Annotated in this window: 14 protein-coding genes; 7 read left to right on the top strand and 7 right to left on the bottom strand. The window is 43.7% G+C overall.

The window, feature by feature from the left end:
• Nucleotides 1–24 precede the first annotated feature (24 nt).
• Together J7I42_RS34805 and J7I42_RS34810 are read left to right on the top strand one after the other, a co-directional pair.
• On the top strand, nucleotides 25–2,697 hold the full coding sequence (locus J7I42_RS34805; RefSeq protein WP_262898174.1) for a DUF6519 domain-containing protein: 2,673 nt from the start codon (nucleotides 25–27) through the stop codon (nucleotides 2,695–2,697).
• A gap of 15 nt (nucleotides 2,698–2,712) precedes the next feature.
• Nucleotides 2,713–4,941 (top strand): glycosyltransferase, encoded by a 2,229-nt coding sequence (locus tag J7I42_RS34810; protein ID WP_209145137.1) that lies wholly within the window; start codon nucleotides 2,713–2,715, stop codon nucleotides 4,939–4,941.
• Between the two features lie 4 nt (nucleotides 4,942–4,945).
• On the opposite strand, the gene J7I42_RS34815 is transcribed toward J7I42_RS34810, so the two are convergent.
• Together J7I42_RS34815 and J7I42_RS34820 are read right to left on the bottom strand one after the other, a co-directional pair.
• On the bottom strand, nucleotides 4,946–5,680 hold the full coding sequence (locus J7I42_RS34815; RefSeq protein WP_209145139.1) for a glycosyltransferase family 9 protein: 735 nt from the start codon (nucleotides 5,678–5,680) through the stop codon (nucleotides 4,946–4,948).
• 42 nt (nucleotides 5,681–5,722) lie between these two features.
• Nucleotides 5,723–6,931, bottom strand: a complete 1,209-nt coding sequence (locus tag J7I42_RS34820) for a class I SAM-dependent methyltransferase (RefSeq protein WP_209145141.1) — start codon at nucleotides 6,929–6,931, stop codon at nucleotides 5,723–5,725.
• Nucleotides 6,932–7,520: 589 nt separating this feature from the next.
• Between J7I42_RS34820 and J7I42_RS34825 the strand changes: the two genes are divergently transcribed.
• Nucleotides 7,521–8,678, top strand: a complete 1,158-nt coding sequence (locus J7I42_RS34825; RefSeq protein ID WP_209145143.1) for a M23 family metallopeptidase — start codon at nucleotides 7,521–7,523, stop codon at nucleotides 8,676–8,678.
• A gap of 66 nt (nucleotides 8,679–8,744) precedes the next feature.
• On the opposite strand, the gene J7I42_RS34830 is transcribed toward J7I42_RS34825, so the two are convergent.
• Entirely contained in the window at nucleotides 8,745–9,662 is a 918-nt protein-coding gene (locus J7I42_RS34830) for a bestrophin family protein (protein ID WP_209145145.1), read from the bottom strand.
• 203 nt (nucleotides 9,663–9,865) lie between these two features.
• On the opposite strand from J7I42_RS34830, the gene J7I42_RS34835 reads away from it, so the two are divergent.
• Nucleotides 9,866–12,241 carry an FdhF/YdeP family oxidoreductase gene (locus J7I42_RS34835; RefSeq protein ID WP_209145147.1) on the top strand — a complete coding sequence of 792 codons (2,376 nt, stop codon included), beginning with the start codon at nucleotides 9,866–9,868 and terminating at the stop codon, nucleotides 12,239–12,241.
• Here J7I42_RS34835 and J7I42_RS34840 read toward each other — a convergent pair.
• Complete coding sequence (locus tag J7I42_RS34840; protein ID WP_236065642.1) at nucleotides 12,236–12,610, bottom strand: winged helix-turn-helix transcriptional regulator; 375 nt, start codon at nucleotides 12,608–12,610, stop codon at nucleotides 12,236–12,238. The genes J7I42_RS34835 and J7I42_RS34840 overlap by 6 nt on opposite strands.
• Before the next feature lie 114 nt (nucleotides 12,611–12,724).
• Between J7I42_RS34840 and J7I42_RS34845 the strand changes: the two genes are divergently transcribed.
• Complete coding sequence (locus tag J7I42_RS34845; RefSeq protein ID WP_209145149.1) at nucleotides 12,725–13,699, top strand: NmrA/HSCARG family protein; 975 nt, start codon at nucleotides 12,725–12,727, stop codon at nucleotides 13,697–13,699.
• Here J7I42_RS34845 and J7I42_RS34850 read toward each other — a convergent pair.
• On the bottom strand, nucleotides 13,696–14,070 hold the full coding sequence (locus tag J7I42_RS34850; protein WP_209145151.1) for an ATP-binding protein: 375 nt from the start codon (nucleotides 14,068–14,070) through the stop codon (nucleotides 13,696–13,698). The genes J7I42_RS34845 and J7I42_RS34850 overlap by 4 nt on opposite strands.
• A gap of 15 nt (nucleotides 14,071–14,085) precedes the next feature.
• Between J7I42_RS34850 and J7I42_RS34855 the strand changes: the two genes are divergently transcribed.
• Complete coding sequence (locus J7I42_RS34855; protein WP_209145153.1) at nucleotides 14,086–14,994, top strand: DUF6193 family natural product biosynthesis protein; 909 nt, start codon at nucleotides 14,086–14,088, stop codon at nucleotides 14,992–14,994.
• Nucleotides 14,995–15,603: 609 nt separating this feature from the next.
• Here the strand turns inward: J7I42_RS34855 and J7I42_RS34860 are convergent.
• Complete coding sequence (locus tag J7I42_RS34860) at nucleotides 15,604–16,497, bottom strand: sugar phosphate isomerase/epimerase family protein (protein ID WP_209145155.1); 894 nt, start codon at nucleotides 16,495–16,497, stop codon at nucleotides 15,604–15,606.
• A 434-nt stretch (nucleotides 16,498–16,931) separates the two neighbouring features.
• Between J7I42_RS34860 and J7I42_RS34865 the strand changes: the two genes are divergently transcribed.
• A complete protein-coding gene (locus J7I42_RS34865; protein ID WP_209145157.1) occupies nucleotides 16,932–17,855 on the top strand; it encodes a hypothetical protein in 924 nt (307 codons plus the stop codon).
• 46 nt (nucleotides 17,856–17,901) lie between these two features.
• Here J7I42_RS34865 and J7I42_RS34870 read toward each other — a convergent pair whose 3' ends face one another.
• Nucleotides 17,902–18,738 carry a sulfurtransferase gene (locus tag J7I42_RS34870; RefSeq protein ID WP_209145159.1) on the bottom strand — a complete coding sequence of 279 codons (837 nt, stop codon included), beginning with the start codon at nucleotides 18,736–18,738 and terminating at the stop codon, nucleotides 17,902–17,904.
• Between the last annotated feature and the right edge of the window lie 41 nt (nucleotides 18,739–18,779).

The following is an 18,779-nucleotide window of genomic DNA, read 5'->3' on the forward strand; positions in this document are numbered from 1 at the left end:
ACTCAATAACAGGAGAAATTAAAAATGGCTGGCGATTACTCACGTAGAACCTTTAATGCAGAAAAGCATTATAGCAGTGTGCTCATGCAGCAAGGCAGAGTACAACTGGATGCCGACTGGAATGAACAGGCAGAAATTGAAACCTATCGCAGGGAGACCGGAACTGCAGATATCATTGGAAATTCTGGTGCGCCTATGCACAATGCAGGATTTAAGGTTGAACCATTTGTAGCGTCGCCTTTTATCGGTTCACCACCTGAGGGTGCAGGGAATTTTTATATCACTGCAGGTCACTATTATGTTGATGGCATCTTGTGCGAAAATGAACATCCAATTTTATTTACTGAGCAAATTGATCTGCCCGCAACGTTACCAGTTCATGCTACAGGAACCTATTTAGCTTATCTGGATGTATGGGCACGCGAGATCACTTCCCTGGAAGATCCACAGATTCGTGAAGTGGCTTTGGGTGGACCTGATACAACAACAAGAAAAAAGACCATTTGGCAGGTAAAACTCCTGCGTTTGGGAAATAATACGCTGGTTACAAATTGTATGCAGGATTTGCCAGTGTGGAATACAGCGATCGCATCAGGAACAGGAAAGTTAAGTGCGCAGGCAGAAGAAAATGTCCCGTCGCAAAATCCCTGTAATTTTATTTCAACCGGTGGTTACACCGGCCTGGAGAATCAATTGTACAGGGTGGAGATCCATAGGGCAGGGGATAGAAATAACGCAACCTGCAAATGGTCCCGGGATAATGGCTCTGTTATAACAAAGTGGGAAGATCAGGATGTCAATGACAAAAACAATTTAATAGTAAGCAACATCGGACCAGATGAAATACTGGGCTTTGCCGGTGGGCAATGGATCGAATTGACAGATGATACCCATGAACTGCTGGGAAAACCGGGAATTCTGGTAAGGCTTATCAAAGCAGAAGGTCAGGTATTGACTATTGATGCTTCTACTATTAAAGATCCCGACAATCCTACCGCAACTTCTGTTGATATCCATAACTTTCCCGCTAATCCAAAAATCCGGCGCTGGGACTCAGCAGGCGAACTATCACTTAATTCCGCTGCCTGGATAAATCTTGAAGACGGTGTTCAGGTTCAATTTAGTGCCGGCACCTATAAAACCGGAGATTTCTGGAATATCCCCGCCCGTACCTTTATTGGCGACATTGATTGGCCGATAGACCAGTCAACGAACACCCGCATATTTCAGTTGCCGCAAGGCATACAACATCACTATTGCAAACTGGCCATCTTGAAATTTGATGGTATTCATTTTACTGTCGAATCCGATTGTCGAAAAATATTCCCGCCCATTACAGAATTGACCAGCCTGTTTTATGTTAGTGGTGATGGGCAGGAAGCAATGCCTGGATTTAAATTACCTAATCCACTAAAGGTTGGGGTTACCAATGGACAGTGGCCGGTAAAAGGAGCTACCATTGAATTTAAAATTGAAACAGGGGGCGGTAGCTTATGGCCTTCACCCGACGAAACCGGGGCAACGGCATCATTAGTAAAACTAGTCACTACAAATGAGGACGGGATAGCCGCATGCACCTGGGCATTAGGCTCGTCAGGCGCCCAAAGAGTAACAGCTACCCTGCATAACGCAAGTAATGCACCCGTTCACTTGCCTGTGATTTTTACAGCAAATCTTAGCCTTGCCAGCAAGATCTTATACGATGACACCAGTTGCCAAAACTGGGGAAATGAACCACATGGCACTGTAGCGGAAGCCATCACCTCTTTGTGCAAACGAAGTAATACAACAAGAAGGGGCTGTTCGGTAACAGTTGGAAGAGGAGGGCAGTTTGAGTTACTGGAAGAGGCATTTAAAAATGTGCAGGAGGAAGACATTTGTATTTGTCTTTTACCAGGTGAACATCCTACAGATGGGATCAGAGCGCAAAGAAAAACAATAAAAATAACAGGTTGCGGCGCCACTATAGTATTGAAGTCGGAATTCAGATTGGATGCCGAAAAGATCACGCTTGGCAATATTGGTTTTCAGGCAGCCGCAAAAAATGCGCATATTATCTTAATGGCAAATGAAGTAGATGGCAATAACTGCACATTTATAAGAGCAAATGACGACAACGAGAAAACGCCTTTTGTGCTGATCCTGTCAACAAAGGAAAAAGGAACAGATACCCACTTATACTGGAATGCCAATACCATTACTGCCCGGATTGCGCTCGCATTAACCAACGGGGTAAATGGAAGCATCATTAATAATACGATAAACGGAGCAGTCATACTTCAATACACCCCTGATTATGTTTGGGCTACAGAGGAAGAGAGAGAAATAATCAAGATGCTCACTGAAAACAAGTTAACACATACCGGATCGTTGCATATTCATGGAAATAGCATTGATAATGTGCTGACCAATGCTTTCGGCATTTTGAAAAGTGCCGAAAAACTATCTTATAAATCACTTATTGTTTCCGAAAATGTCTTCAAAGGAGTCAACAACAGTTTTGTCGCTCATGTGCTTACTGGTGTCAACAATCACTTCATTGAACCCGTGATAAAGAACACGATTGCTTTTTTAGGCATACAAGTCACATTGATGGGCAATGTAGCTGTCAATGACAATACCGTTATTCAAACTTCTTTCGGCAAACCCATGGGCGTTAATCCAAACTTTAACTTAGTTAATATACAAGTTTTATAAGCCAAATCAACTGCTATGGTATCAGGCACTGAACCATTGATCTCCTGTATCATGCCCACCTACAACCGCCGGGAATTCATTCCACATGCAATTCGCTATTTTCTTCGCCAGGAGTATCCAAATAAAGAATTAATAGTTATAGATGATGGAACTGATACTGTTCAGGATTTAATACCCGACAACCCACTGATCAGGTATATTTATCTGGATAAAAAAATAACGCTGGGGGCCAAATTGAACATGGCCTGTAGCAGTGCAAAAGGAGAGATCATTGTGCATTGGGATGATGACGACTGGTACGCTCCCTGGCGCATCCATTACCAGAAGGACGTACTTGATAATGAAAGAACAGATCTGTGCGGCATCAACAATTTATTATATTATGATCTGCGAAATAAAAAAGCCTTTAAATACATCTATCCTTCCAACCAGCGGGTATGGTTGCTTGGCAGTTCATTGTGCTATAAAAAGAAGTTATGGTGCAAAAATCAATTTGCAGATATAGATGTGGGCATGGATGGCTTATTTGTTTGGGCAACCCCACCGGAAAGGATCAGTGTGCTGACGGACCATTCCTTCTCTGTGCACATGATCCATGACTACAATGTAAGTCCTAAAAAAACGGATGGCGCATGGTGGCATAAGCATCCTGTAGAGCACATTCAGGAGATCATGTGTAAAGACTGGGACCTGTACCATGCTAAAGAACCTGCCAATTCAACCAGGCAGAATGGCACATTTACAGGCGTTGCTCAGCACACTTCCCAAAAACAATCGCCTAAACAAATACAAAACATATACGCTTGTCTGGTACACGAAAATGAAGATTGTATTATTGACCTTGTACGTAACCTGCATTATCACGATCCATCCTCAGTCATTTTACTCTACAATGGCAGCCAGGACCGGCGCCTGATCTCAAATCGCTTTTGTTTTGATCAATTCCGGGCTGCGCTTGTACCCGATCCCATTCCGGTAAAACATGGCTATTTACATGAATTTGCACTGCGGACCATGCAATTCGCCCTGGAGCACTATTCGTTTGATACTATTACAATTGTTGACTCAGATCAGTTGGCCATCCGGAAAGGATATTCAGTTTATTTAACCGCCTTCTTCGCCTCCCGATCAAACATTGGAATGCTTTCCAGTGCACCGGAAAAAATAACCGCAGACAATAAGACAAATTTTGTAGCGCTTCAGGCTTTTAAGGAGTTAAACCTTTGGAAACCCTTTTTAGCCAATTTTCCTGATGGGGAAGATAAGTTTGTTCACTGGACTTTTTGGCCGGCTACTGTTTTTACCCAGCCTGCAGTACGAGACCTCGTAAAAATTTTTCGTGAAAGCGAGCAGTTACGGGACATAATAGCGCAATCAAAAATATGGGCCAGCGAAGAGGTGATCTTACCAACGCTTGTCAGGCTCCTGGGCTATGAAATTGCTTTAAACCCATGCCGCTATGATTATGTTCGGTTCCGGAAAGCCTATTCTATGAATGAAGTGAATGAAGCATTAAACAAGCCGGATGCATTCTGGATCCATCCGGTTCCACGTAAATATGACGATACACTAAGAATTCTATTACGCGAGCATGGGCAACAGTATTCCTGTAATACCGGTGTTGAATCGTCAGACTATCTTTTACCGGGCGAGTCACAGCACACGTCCTTAATAAATAGAATCCGAAAAATAGAAGGCTGGCTAAGCGACCGCGAAGCGGAACTGCTTATTTCCGTCACCTTGCACGTTTGCAGACATTTACCGGGGCCGCAGGTGATAGCGGAAATTGGAAGTTACCATGGCAAAACAACGGTGCTGTTCGGCAGTATAATTAAAGCTTGCGCAGCGCAGGCAAAAGTGTACGCCATTGATACACATGATGGCAGGCTTGGTGCGGTAGATCAGGGCCTGCAAACATTTCCACCATCTTTTGAACCTTTCAAAAGAAATCTTGTAAATGCAGCCGTATGTGATGTAGTTGAAATTATTCAAGACAGATCATATAACCTGAAATGGGACCAACCGGTTTCACTGTTTTTTATAGATGGTCTTCATGATTATCTGAATGTATCAACGGACTTCCGGCATTTTGCTGAGTGGATAGTGCCGGGCGGATATGTGGCTTTTCACGACTATGCCAGTTATTTTCCCGGAGTGCAGACTTTCGTAAATGAGCTTATAAGAACAGGTGAATACCAAAGAACGGGCCTGGTGGATAGTTTGATCTTGCTGCAGAAGAGATAGGTCTTTATGAATTGCCATGTAAGATCCCTGTCACCCGCTCTGCTTTTAAGTCCGGGATATGATCTGATATTTGAATGGCTTCCGGATTATTACCCCACGTCATGGTTTGATTGGTAAGTAAATAATTCTTTACGCCGAGATGAAACGCCAGGTGTGAAGGCCCTGATACCACGCTGATCAAACCTTTCCCCGAATTTCTCAACGTGTTGATGACTCTTACAAGTGGTTCATTATACATTTGAGAAATATTACTTCCAGTTACAAAATCTCTCTCATCTCTCTCATGACCTATAATACAAAACGACTTATCAGGCATCAGGTCTGTTAATCGCTGCCATTGTTCCCGTGGCCAGCGTTCCTGCGGAGGCAGCGACCGGGAAAAAGGAGCCAAAATATAATCATAACCAGGGGTTTCCATTAATTCATATTCAAGTTCAGCTACTGGAGGTTTTTCAGGCACAGGTAAACCCAAACAGGCATAATAGGATTGTGTCATGTGGTAATTGTGACGATGCGATAGCTCGAACGCTTTATTTATGTCCAGTTCTAAAACCCTGTCGAACCCTGATCCCATCTCCTGTAATTTTATATTGTATTTTTGAGGTATTAACTGGAAAATGAGCTCCGCTTCCGGATGAATACAAACCTGAAGTGTGTCCTGCCTGGCCAACTCAATCATTATAGGTATAACACCAAGAAAATCCCCGATTAAACCATCCCTGTAAATTAATAGTGTCATAATTGAAGGGCTTTATTTTTCCAATCCGGCATTCATGTACGCCTACTTATTACTCCAATAGTTTGCATTACAAAAGTCAACATTTCTACAATACAGGGAAAGCACGCGCGGCTGTTCCTTGCCTGAACTGATCCAGAATTCACAACCCAGCCGCTTACTGTCCACGGCATCCCAGATTTGATAGCGTGGATGATCATAATAGTTTTTGAAATCCGCCAACTTACGCAGATATTTGGTAGAGGCATACCAAAAATTACCACAAAAGTGAGAAGTAGGATATTGTTCACGCCAGTTCACACCAACCACATCATATTTTGGCAGCTGTGACAAACAATACTCACGGTTTTGCACCAGTTCCCTCATCATCAGTCTTCTCCATTTTATCTTGGTTCCGTCAGCCGGATTACTAACTCCTTTGCTATGCAGGTATAATACAAAACCCTCATTCTTTTTAGCGTACTCCTCAATTGCGTACAGGGCAGGTTTTTCAAAGTGAGTAAACTCAGTTGCGCTAAAAAGTATCTGGATGTCCATTTGTAATTCATAACAGATCGTATCTACAACTTGTACATCCTGCGCGGTGCCAAGTATTGTTAGCATAATTTTTCGAAAGTTATGTTGCCGAAGTTGTAACAGTTGCTCTTTAAACACCTCCTGCCAGTTTCCCATACAAGCCAGATGGTAAAAAACGCTTACCCATTCAGATAAATAAGCAGACACAGTTTGTTTATACTCGAGCAACCACGAATAATTCAGTTCGTAAAGGAGTTTCTCAGGCAGCTGTAATTGTTTAGGCACCTGCATTTGCGCCGTATCTATCACACCACAACCCCAGTCGGTATCTATCAGTGAGCATTTATAAACACATTCATTGAACACCCTCAGCACTGCCTTCCATACCGTCCCATTCCAGTTTTCCCCCACCTTATAGGCTTCCGGCTCCCGTTGATGCCATGCATCGGGGGGCATACAGTCATGTATTACAATTATTCCATTAGGCGAAAGATGCCCAAAGGCTTCCTGAATATCTGTTAACACCTGTTCTTCAGTATGTATTCCATCTATGAAAATAAGATCAAACTGCTCGTGGTTACTGGCAAAAAAATCATTCGAAGAGGCAGGCCATGTGGCAACCTTGTATGGGCAATGGATATGTACAAAATTGTTTTGATGATGATGAGCGGTCACCTCCAGATACCGACGGGCATTCCGTTGAACTATCAGGTAGTTGATGAGTGCTATGCGATCCATTGCCGCTTACGTTTAAAGGTTATATTTAAAGATAAATATAAATAATTATCTACAGTTACATCATAAAAAAGGCCCTGATTTTCATCTGAACCTTTTAAACCACCGCCTGGAGCCAGGATACCCGAAATTGATACATCAACCCTAAAAGGGCAGCTATAACGGCAACAGGATGGCCTTTTGCAATACACAAAGCGTTCATACAAACACACCGTTATGTATTGGCCGTATCTTCTTAAACGCTACACAAGTAAATAGTATCATCCTTTTTGTAAGCTAACACTAATCCTTACATGTAGTACATAAAAATAGTGGATAACCTTTTATCCACTATTTTCATTTCTGGCATGCAAATAGAACAGTAGTGCGTATACTATTTCTACCCCCTGTTATTAATTCAATAACAATACTTCCCGCAATTATTTTCGAACGCGTGTTTCAAAAATAGCCCTGAAGCATACCCCTGGTGCAGAATAACGCATAAGCGTTTTTCAATGCTGTTCATATGTAAGTTTTTACTGGTTACATATGGGCGGCCTGCAAACTATTTGTTCATGGCTAAACAATTACTTCATATCTAAAACCTTCCTTAATGAGAAAATTTCATGTATTGACCTGCTTGTTTTTACTGTTTCTGGCATCCTGTAGCAAACAGTTTGAGAAATCGAAGCAGAACCCGGCTGAACAGTACAACGAAGACGATACAACTGCAGTCAGGTTGCTTACTACTGGCTCCGCAACCATTGATGTATTTCCAGTACGCGGGTTGCACAACACCGGTTATGACCATTCACTCGACGGCGGAAGCAAAGCATCCTGGAACTGCAACCGCGGTTATTCAAACAGCGATTTCGTAGGCGGCGATCACCTGGGTATAGATATCTGGGCGGCAGAAGGCACGCCAGTTGCCGCTACGGTCGGTGGCACCCTCACATTGGTGGGCTGGTCTGATTATTCAGGGAACAAAGTCACCATTAAAACATCCACGGGCTGGTATCATTTCTTCTGTCATTTGAAATCCATTGCCTCAGGTATGGTGAATGGAAAAGTAGTAAAGGCTGGTGACATCATCGGATATGTAGGAAAAACAGGTACTGCTTCAAACGGAGTGATCCATCTACATTATTCGCTGTACCCCGATGGAGTATATAATAATGCGATCAACCCCTGGTCGTTATTATATGCCAAAGAATTGAACGTATGTGCTACGCCCACACCCACTATTAAAGTGCTGGATGACTTTTCCAAAGGCGTAGGCCATTTCACCACCCAGCCAACGTATAGCGGAAGTACTGTTGGGATTGCCACCACATCAACGGCTCAGCATTATGTCGATGGCGACCATACCCACTTACAGCTGAATTTGGTTGATAATACTTCGGTCACTACGGCCTGGCGCGTACGAATGTTATCGGCTGAAGGAACGCCGGCCAGCAACGTGTCCTTTTCAAAGAACGGTATTGTGAAGCTATGGTTGAAAACATCCAATGCGGTGAGCGGGGCTACCGTGCAGATCTACTTAGATGACAGCGATGGAACAGAAGGATCGGTAACCCTGCCTGTGATCAATGATGGCGAATGGCATGGTTATATTTTTGATCTGACCGCCTGGGATGGCGTAAATGTGAGTGGGGGGAATGGGGTATTAGATGCTGCCAATCTAACGTTAGACGCTATTGTATTGAACTCACCCAACCGGTCGGGGACCTGGACTGCTTACATCGATGATGTAGAATGGCAATCTAAATAATGAATTCAACCGTATTGTGATGCCCGGCAATGACCTGTACAAACAGGTTGTTGCCGGTTTTTATTATTAATCCACCACATCCAGTGCATCGTTTGGAACAGTACCGGTTGGCAGGCCGGCCGACTCTAACGTTGTGTATTCTATCATCTGACACATTTGGGTCAGCGCCAGATCATTAGCATCTACCCCAAAAGGTTCTTCGATCTCATCTGCAATGGCCTCAAATGCCACAAAGGTGTAAGCAATAAAAACGACAATAAAAGGAGTGAGCCAGCCAAGACTGTCTACAAGTCCAAACGGCAGTAAGAAGCAATATACATAGACGGTGCGGTGCAGTAACACCTGGTAGCTGTAAGGGATAGGCGTAGAAATTATTCGCTCACATCCGCCGACCACATCGGTGAGCTTATCGAAGTTCTCATCAAAACGTGCTTGCAGGTTGGTATCAATCCGCCCAGCCGTCCGCTGCCGGGCCACCCAGGTTGCCATCAGGTTAAGCAGTATGACCGGTTTATATTTTTCCCGACTGATCTCTGCCAACTGTTCCTTATCCAGTCTTTGTTTTAGATCATCAGTAGGGTCTGAGCCCCTGAGCTGGTGTTTCAAAGCATAAGTAAACGCATTAAGCAGTCGTACAAAAGACTCGATACGTGCGGGATCCGCTGTACCACCTGGCAGCGTAAGTGCCTGTCGCACCAGTGAGCGGTTGGCATTTAATAATGCGCCCCATAGTTTACGGCCTTCCCAATAACGATCGTAACTCGCACCATTACGAAAACCCAAAAACAGCGCCAGCACAAAGCCAAAGAGGGTTAATGGCATGGGATTCAGCGGTACTTTAAAAGAAAAGATCGTCCCATGCAGATACACCACGACAAGGGATAGTAAAAACAGCATGATAAGCCGGGGAAGAAGACCTGGCAGCACAGAGCCCTGCCAGATAAACAACATCCTGAACCAGTGTTCTTTTTTTCTAATGATCATTTCTTCATTTCTCACCCCAAAACACCCGGTTTGATCTTTAGTTTAATACATATCTGCCCAATATCAACAGCCCGCAACCGGTTTGTAAAGAAGTACTATCAATCCGTTTACTGAATAAGACTACCTTTGTATTAATCACTCCAAAAGTTCAGCAGAACTATTATCCCATCCCGCAACTTACCTGCTAAAATCAAAACAACACTATGCAAGAAGATAATCTTAATAATACATCCCCTGAGCAGACAAACAACAAAGAACCTGCTGCAGAAAATCCCTATCAATTGTTAGATCTCAAACTAACCAGGGTAGGTAAATGGGCCGCAGGCGTGCCAGCTGTGATGGCCGCTATGAGTGATCTGGTGGAAGAAAAAACTTTTTTCCGGGGGAACAGGGCCCTTTTAAAAATGAATCAGTTTAACGGGTTTGACTGTCCCAGCTGCGCGTGGCCTGACCCGGACGATGAACGTTCTCCAGTAGGTGAATACTGTGAGAACGGCGCCAAAGCGTTGGCAGAGGAAGCCACGACTAAAAAGATCAATGCCGCATTTTTTCAGGCCAATGCTGTTTATGAACTGGCAAAACTGGATGATTACAAAATCGGTAAAATGGGCCGGCTTGCCGAACCCATGTATATGCCTCTTGGTGGCACCCACTACCAACCAATCAGTTGGGAAGATGCTTTTAAAAAAATTGCGGTACACCTCAATCAGTTGGCATCTCCCGATGAAGCAGCTTTTTATACCTCGGGCAGAACGAGTAATGAGGCTTCTTTTGTTTATCAGCTTTTTGCCAAAGTGTATGGCACCAATAATATGCCTGACTGCTCCAATATGTGTCATGAAACTTCCGGTTCTGCCTTACTGCCAACGATAGGTATTGGCAAGGGGACCGTTAAGCTGGAAGATTTTTATGATACCGATGTTATTGTGATTATTGGGCAAAATCCGGGCACTAATGCGCCCAGAATGATGAGCGCCCTGGAGAAAGGGAAAAAGAAAGGCGCCAAAATCATTGCTATTAACCCTTTACCAGAAGCAGGTCTGATGGGTTTTCATAACCCCCAGCAAATAAACGGTATTGTAGGCAGCGGTGTAAAGCTGGCAGATCTTTATTTACCAGTAAAGATAAACGGTGATATGGCATTGTTAAAAGCCATTGAGCTCCTGCTGTTGGATTTTGAAAAAAAATCACCCGGCGAAGTGCTGGACCATGCCTTCATTGAAGAAAAAACAACTGGGTATAATGCATTTCTCAGCCAGTTTGAAAAGTATGATCTGGCGGAGCTATCCCGGCAATCCGGTGTCTCCGAGGCTGATATCTATGAAGCCGCCCAAATGATGGCATTCAAAAAACGCATTATCATCTGCTGGGGTATGGGGCTTACCCAGCAACATAATGGAGTGGCATTGATCAGGGAGATCCTCAATCTGCTCCTGCTCAAAGGCAGTATCGGTAAACCGGGTGCAGGTATTTGTCCTGTCCGTGGACACAGCAATGTTCAGGGAAACCGGACGATGTTGATTGATGAAAAACCTACCGACGAACAACTGGACCGGCTCCAGGATTTCTTTGGTTTTGAACCGCCGCGCAAACACGGTTATGATGTTGTCCATGCTATTAAGGCAATGCATGATGGCCGGTTAAAAGTGCTTTTTTGTATGGGCGGGAATTTCTTATCCGCCACACCTGACACAACCTATACAGCGGAAGCAATGAGAAGACTTTCACTGACAGTCTATGTTTCCACAAAATTAAACCGGAGCCACCTGGTGCATGGTCAGGAGTCATTGATCTTGCCAACGTTATCCCGCAGTGATATAGATCTGGTAAATGGGGTGCACCAATTTGTAAGTACAGAGAATTCCATGGGTGTAGTGGAATGGTCAAGGGGTATGTTGAAACCAGTTTCTGAGCACCTTATCAACGAAACACAAATTGTTTGCAGGATGGCAATCGCTACCCTGGGCAGCAGGTCTGTCATTAACTGGCAGCGCTACCACGATAGTTATGATGCGGTAAGAGATGATATTGAAAAATGCATTCCTGGTTTTGAAAATTACAATGTCCGCATAAGACAGAAAGGCGGATTCTATCTACCCAATACAGCACGGGATGGCATTTTTAAAACAAAAACATTTGGTGACCGGGCTCCGTTTACACTAACCGAAATCCCTGATAATACGCTGGCGACAGATGAATATTTAATGGCAACCACCCGCACCCATGATCAGTTCAATACTACGATCTATGGACTGGATGACCGGTACAGGGGCATTAAAAATGAACGGCGTGTTATCTTTATGAACTCAGTTGATATTGAAAAGGCAGGTTTTAGTCCCGGCGAAAGGGTAGACCTTTTCAATTATGACGATGGCATTGAACGGATCGCCCCATTATTCATTATTGTTTCTTATCAAATACCCGAACGAAATGCTGTCACGTATTTTCCCGAGACGAACGTCCTGGTATCTATCAATAATGTAGTAAAGGAGAGTAATATGCCTGCATCCAAATATGTAAAGATCAAAATTAAAAAACACGATCCTACAATATACAACCGGATAAATCAGGTGTTATAAGGAATTTACAAACTCACCCTTTTGCGCAGCGATCTGATCGCCCCAGCCAATAATGGCATGGAGTACAGGGGAGAAGGACTTGCCAAATTCAGTTAAACTGTAAACAACTTTAACCGGTGGCTTTTTCCCAAACACCTGTCTTGAGATCAATCCATCTTCCTCTAATTGTTTTAATTGCAAACTCAACGTTCGTTCAGTAACGCCCGGCATTTCCTTCCTAAGCTCACCATAACGCTTATTGGTATCCTTTAAATGATACAGAATAACCGCTTTCCACTTTCCGCCAACCAGGTCCATAACGAGGCTAACAGTGCAGGGGTATAATTTATTATTGACTTTTATAAAATCACTCTGACATTCCAGTCCCATAAAATGTATTTGATAAGCTATCCAAATGGATAGTTATTGTAAAACTATTTAACACTGAATAGCTTTGCAACTATATTTTTCATAGTTGTAAAACTCACTTAAATAACAGAACACATGGCATTTAGTTTAAACGCGGAGGAAATGGTCCAAAAAGACAAGCCACTCATTACTATCGTTGGGGTACTGGGTAAGCAAGGGCGCAGTGCGGCCAATACGTTGTTACAGAGCGGGCGTTTTCGGGTACGCGGGCTCACCCGTCGGGTTGATTCGCCAGCGGCGCTTAGTTTGGCAGAACAGGGAGTCGAGGTGGTGAATGTATCGCTTGCACCGGGAAATAAAAAAGCCTTTGTGGAAGCATTCCGCGGCTCTGACGGGGTTTTCCTACTAACACCAGGCATTGTTCCGCCGGCAGCTTATGAACTGGAGTTGGGTAAACAGTTGGCTGACGCGGCCATGGCAGCCGGGGTACGTCATATTATCTTCAGCAGCCTGGAAAATGTGGACAGCATCACAGGTGGAAAAATGTTTGCACCTCATTTTACAGATAAGGCGAATATCGAAGCATATATTCGTACGTTACCGGTCACCAGCTCGTTTATTTACATGGCTTTCTTTTACACAAACCTGATTGAATTCTATCCGCCTTCTATGAAAGGCGACACGCTTGTATTTCCGATTTATTTACCGAAAGACTTCCGGGCCCCATTTGTTGATCCGCTTACGGCCACTGGCCCTGCTGTTCTGGAGATCTTTTCAAACCCGGCATTGTACGCCGGTAAGTCCCTTCCTGTAATTGGCGACATTATCTCCCCACAGGAAATGGTTGACACGTTCATCCAGGTCACCGGCAAGAAGGCGGAATACAGTTCTGCATTCACCCGGCCGGAATTGCTCCACCATTTTCCGGAGTTTAGCTCAAATGAGATCTTAGTACGTGAGATATTGGGGATGGTAGACTACGCAGTTGAATATGGATATTTCCAAAAAGACCGCGACCAGCTATGGAGCCGGCAAATAAACCCGAACACCCTCAGTTGGGAGCAGTTCCTGCGTACAACTGATTGGAAAGGCGAAAAGCTGTCTTATTAATTCACAAAACCGAAGTTAAAACTGGTTTGTCCCTGATCATTTGATTGCAGGCTAAAATCGATGCCATGGTTGATGAGAATTTCTTTTACAAGCGTCAACCCAATTCCCTGTCCATCGGTTTTGGTGCTGAAAAAAGGGGTGAAAAGCTGATCGATCTCGTCCGCAGGAATTCCTCTTCCATTATCTGTAATGGTAAGTTGTTTCTGTGAAATGTTGGTGGTAAAAGTAACCATTCCTTTTTTGTCAATGGCCTCAATCCCATTTTTAACAACATTGATGATCACTTGTTCCATTTGCTGTTCATCAGCCAATATGATAAAAGGTTGCTTACACAGCTCATAAACAAAGGAAATCTCCTTTTCACCCTTCATTGTGCAATGGCTAACATGCCCAACCTGATTTCGAAAACGAAAATTCAAAAAACGCTTATCTTGGGAGTTTATATGCGTATCTGGAAAGAGAAGGTTTTGAAATCTTATTTTCAAAAGCTTCAATCAAATAGATTCTACAGAAAGTTTTACCCTGAAATCAAAAAAGCAGGCGGATTGCCCAATGCCCTAAATCTTGAATTTGAAAAGATAAATTCAACATGCAGGGCTGCAATTGATGACAGTTCGGGAAGATTACCTGTCATTTACGCCAGGGTTCAATCTGACAATAAGTTTTCTCAAATATACATTGCGGCAGAAAAAAAACTATACCTGTCCGACTTCTGGCGAGACGGCGTTTGTCTGGCACAGGCCAATATCGGCAACATAACTGATCTTGCAAAGACGATTGACTATTGGCTAAAAGAAAACGTTTCAACCCAGGAGTTCTCTCTGAAATACCCCTTTGTAGAACCAAATGAAAAAGCAAAAGCATTTGACAATCATAACGAAGTTGAATACGCCTGGAATTGTTTATTAGGGGATGGTAAATCACCATTGGCGGAATTTATACAACTTGCCAGCAATGACGAAATTCTAGGTAAACTTTTCCCCTTTACAAGTTTGTATACTTTATGCTTTAGCAGATGCACAGGTTTTCCATTTGACTCAGAAGAGTTACCTAACATAACACCCATAGCGTATATTCATTGGGTACTACCAAAAGACACCGTGGAATATGCCAGCGTAAAACATTACGCTGACACGCATGGAAAAGCTAAGATCTTTGTTGTTACAAAAAATAAAAACCAATACCTTGGCGAGGGTACTGCCAGGGAAGCACTTAGCATTGCCCGGAACAATCTTGCAGCCAATACCGGCCCGGCAATAAAAGGGATAAAAGCTGAAATTAATAGGCAACTTTAGAACACCCTATAACGCCATAAGAAGTCATTCTGGCGCATATTTCTTCCTCAACAACAATTACCACCTCGCGCGGCCACGGGTGTTTTTAAGGCATATTATCGCGCCAAACTTACCGGTATAGGTGCAAAACTATACCAGAATGATATCAAAGAGTTGTAAACCCCTGATCAGCATGTAATTGAGTCCTTGTCAGACTCTAGTCAGATTCCCTCCAGATAGCCATTTCCCGCTTAAGAATGCCATAGGAATCCCATCCGAATCCCATAAGAATGCCATAGGCTATGGCATTTGGTGGGAGTCTGATGCCAGTCTGGTGGGATATCTGGTATACAAATGCCCTATTTTGTTAGGATCTGCACTATATCTGACGAGGGGCTTATTCGGGATTTCTTTTGCTTTTCCCGAAGAAAAGCAGGTATTCTCCCAGGGAAGATCAAAGGAAATCCCGAACAAAAATGCGTTAATGGCTTATCAAACAATTGGCGTTCAATTAAATACAGCCTGAAGACAAAAACATCACCCTCATATCTAACTGTAATTCAAACTATTATTAAACTTTCTCACCCCCATTAACGGATAATAAGGATAGGGGGGACACTGGATGGAGGACTACAACAAATCCTGTAGATTTTTCTTGAAAAAGCGGGCACTTTCCTGAATACTCTCCATGGAGCTCTTTTTAAAATTTCCACCTTGCTCAATATAATAGAATTGCAAGCCGCTTAGTTTGGCATCCGGGAGGATTTTTGTATAGTCTATTGCTCCATTTCCCATTTCGGTATAGTCTTTGGAAACTTTGTCCATATCTTTTATGTGCCACATTACAAAACGCCCGGGTTGTTTTCTGAAAAGCGCCGCCGGTGAAATGGCAGCTACCCGACACACCCAATACAGGTCAACCTGTAATTTGACGAATTGGGGATCTGTCTCCTTAATGATCACTTCATATCCATTTGTACCATTATGGTCAATAAATTCAAAATCGTGGTTATGATAAGCAAAGCCAAGACCAGATTTGGTGATCCGTTCGCCTATCAAATTAAGCTTTGTGGCGAGTAATTTAAATTTGTCCATAGTCCTGTCTGCAGGATCAAGCCAGGGCCAGGTGATATATTTTTGCTGTAATATGTGTGCCCCTTCAATGCATTTATCAACATAATCAAGCAATTCCTGCTCGGGGGTGTTTAGATATTTAAACAGATCGTAGTGGCCACTGGTGGTAGAAACGCCGTTTTGTGTAAGCAACTGAAGAAAGTCTTTCGCTTTATAGCCATAGTATGATCCAGTTAAAGGATCATACCCATATGTTTCTGTATCCTGGTAACCCATGGCAGCAATTTGTTTTATACTCTCGGCCGCGTTTCTTGCCATGGCATCCCGGATGGTATATAATTGTAACCCCATTTTATATTCTCGACCCAGGTCTGCTAAAAGCGGGGAAGCAAACAGTACACTGGCAGTGGCGAGTGAGCTCTTGTAGATAAAATCTCTTCTGGTGGGCATGGCAGTTAATCGTTTATTGGGTTTAGAATTTCAAATCAATCGCATTGCAATATTATACAATATTGCTTGTTTTAACTATCACTTCTTATACCCGCTATTCGCACGATTGGTTCTCACATCATTGGCCAAACGTTCCTTATCTCTATGAAAAGAATACGGCAAACCATCCCTTGGATACTTAGCAATAAAAGATCTGTTGGGAGATACGGTATTTAAAAAATGCCTGCTGGCATTTATGGACCGGTGGCATGGCAAACACCCCATTCCCTGGGACCTCTTTTTTACCTTCAATAATTAACGGCGGTATTTTTATGGATGCTGACACGAGCAATAACAGGATGACGCTTGAATAGACTGGCGAACTTGCGGCTGAAGCCAGTAAACAGCCCTTAAAATAAAGTTCACCGAATTTCGTTTAGAGGGAAACTGCTTACATGAAAATAAAACATTATTCATTCCTGTCCATATTTAGCCTTAGTATATTTCTATTTTCCTGTAAAAAGGAAAAAACCAATGATACAACCTCAGAAGCAAACCTTGTTCTCAAATTTAAATTTGACCCTACCCAGGAACGCCTGAATAATCTTGGCCAGCCAGCGCCGATGGCGGCGGGACATGCCGGGCAAAGTCCCTCGTTCAATGGCATGAGCGCTCACTACGTTGAGCTGGCTCAAACGGGCACTACAGCCTTGGGAAAGGGAGCCATTCTTTACAAAGCCGCGGAAACAACTACAGGTGGCAGTAACGCCATTGAATTTGATAAATCAACTGCATCGGGCAATAACGAGGTCTTTTTTAAAACACCATTAAAAGATATAGCGCCGGGTATATATGAATGGCTGCGTCTGTCGCTGGCTTACCAGAACTATGATGTAAAATACTATGTGGACACAGTGATCGCAGGAATAGCCATCAAACAGGAATTTAATGGAACACTGGCTTCCTTTATTGGCTTCAATACCTATATCAAAAATTATAAAATAAAAGATCAGACCCTTGCTGTAAATGCCAATAAAAAGCAAGGGTATTGGGGTTTTGAGACCACTCCGTCGTTTAATGGTATCAGCTATCCCTTTACAACAACCGGCCAGGCCCCTGAAGGAGCTACCACCGTGGTAAACCCGTTATTTGCCACGTCACCTGTTCCGGCAGGTTCCTGTGTTGTGACCAGCGATTTTCCATCAGGTGGACTGACAATTACCGGCAAAGAAACAAGCGATATCGTTGTTGAAGTATCGCTTTCTACCAATAAAAGTTTTGAATGGATTGAAGTGGTCAATGATGGAAAATGGGCGCCTTCCAAGGGTGAACAGGTAGTGGACATGGGCATCCGCGGCATGAAATTGAAATTGCTTTAGTAAGGGCTTACCAGGTCAGCCCGCTGGTTGACCTGGTAACCAAATACTATTTATCCGTAGTAGCGATCGGCAAATCCCTTCTGGACCATTCACTCCAGGAACCAACATACAATTTTGGTTCTGTTATGCCGGCACTGGCCATGCCCAGTAATGTATGGCATGCAGTAACCCCCGATCCGCAATGTACAATTACCTGCTCAGGTTTAATATCACCAATAGTGTCCCGGTAAAGTACTGCAAGTTCTTCCGGTGACAGGTATTTCCCATCTTCCCCCAGATTTTTGGCATAAAATAAATTACTGGCCCCGGGAATATGGCCGGCAATAAGGTCAAGCGGTTCAACCTGGCCAAGATAGCGGGCGTTCTCGCGCACATCGATCACAATGCGGTCATCGCTTTTAGCCGCTTCCCCAACCTCGTCAATATCGGCAGTTCCGCTGTATTCAGCAGGAACAGGATAAGCTGCGGTTGATTTGGGCTGGTGATCATCTTTGCTTAGTTCAATGCCTGCATTAATAGCAGCTTTTAATCCGCCGTTCAATACCTGCACCTTTTTATGGCCGATGGCACGAAGCATCCACCATAAACGGGCGCCACCCATTGCAGCGGCTTTGTCGTCATAAACAATTACATGGCTGTCGGGAGTAACGCCCCACTTTGATAAGGTGGCAGCAAAGTTTTCTAATGAAGGGAGCGGATGCCTTCCACCAAAAGCGGGGTCGGCAGGTTTACTGGCCAGGTCGTCATCCAGCGTTGCAAAAATTGCCTGTTGCAGATGGCCTGCCAGGTAGCGTTGGCGCGCATCGGCACCTGCCCGAACATCTACAATTATAGTTTCCGGATCAAAAACTGCCGGATCGGTAATTTCAATTAGTGGCGACATTACAATACATTTTATACCCCAAATATAATGAAGCAGTCACA

The organism is Niastella soli (genome assembly GCF_017742245.1).
Lineage (GTDB): Bacteria > Bacteroidota > Bacteroidia > Chitinophagales > Chitinophagaceae > Niastella > Niastella soli.

Coding starts and splice junctions, on each gene's coding strand:
- J7I42_RS34825 (WP_209145143.1), top strand. CDS start 7,521: ATGAGAAAATTTCATGTATTGACCTGCTTGTTTTTACTGTTTCTGGCA.
- J7I42_RS34840 (WP_236065642.1), bottom strand. CDS start 12,610: ATGGGACTGGAATGTCAGAGTGATTTTATAAAAGTCAATAATAAATTA.
- J7I42_RS34835 (WP_209145147.1), top strand. CDS start 9,866: ATGCAAGAAGATAATCTTAATAATACATCCCCTGAGCAGACAAACAAC.
- J7I42_RS34810 (WP_209145137.1), top strand. CDS start 2,713: ATGGTATCAGGCACTGAACCATTGATCTCCTGTATCATGCCCACCTAC.
- J7I42_RS34815 (WP_209145139.1), bottom strand. CDS start 5,680: ATGACACTATTAATTTACAGGGATGGTTTAATCGGGGATTTTCTTGGT.
- J7I42_RS34855 (WP_209145153.1), top strand. CDS start 14,086: ATGCCCAACCTGATTTCGAAAACGAAAATTCAAAAAACGCTTATCTTG.
- J7I42_RS34805 (WP_262898174.1), top strand. CDS start 25: ATGGCTGGCGATTACTCACGTAGAACCTTTAATGCAGAAAAGCATTAT.
- J7I42_RS34830 (WP_209145145.1), bottom strand. CDS start 9,662: ATGATCATTAGAAAAAAAGAACACTGGTTCAGGATGTTGTTTATCTGG.
- J7I42_RS34850 (WP_209145151.1), bottom strand. CDS start 14,070: ATGAAGGGTGAAAAGGAGATTTCCTTTGTTTATGAGCTGTGTAAGCAA.
- J7I42_RS34820 (WP_209145141.1), bottom strand. CDS start 6,931: ATGGATCGCATAGCACTCATCAACTACCTGATAGTTCAACGGAATGCC.
- J7I42_RS34865 (WP_209145157.1), top strand. CDS start 16,932: ATGAAAATAAAACATTATTCATTCCTGTCCATATTTAGCCTTAGTATA.
- J7I42_RS34870 (WP_209145159.1), bottom strand. CDS start 18,738: ATGTCGCCACTAATTGAAATTACCGATCCGGCAGTTTTTGATCCGGAA.
- J7I42_RS34860 (WP_209145155.1), bottom strand. CDS start 16,497: ATGCCCACCAGAAGAGATTTTATCTACAAGAGCTCACTCGCCACTGCC.
- J7I42_RS34845 (WP_209145149.1), top strand. CDS start 12,725: ATGGCATTTAGTTTAAACGCGGAGGAAATGGTCCAAAAAGACAAGCCA.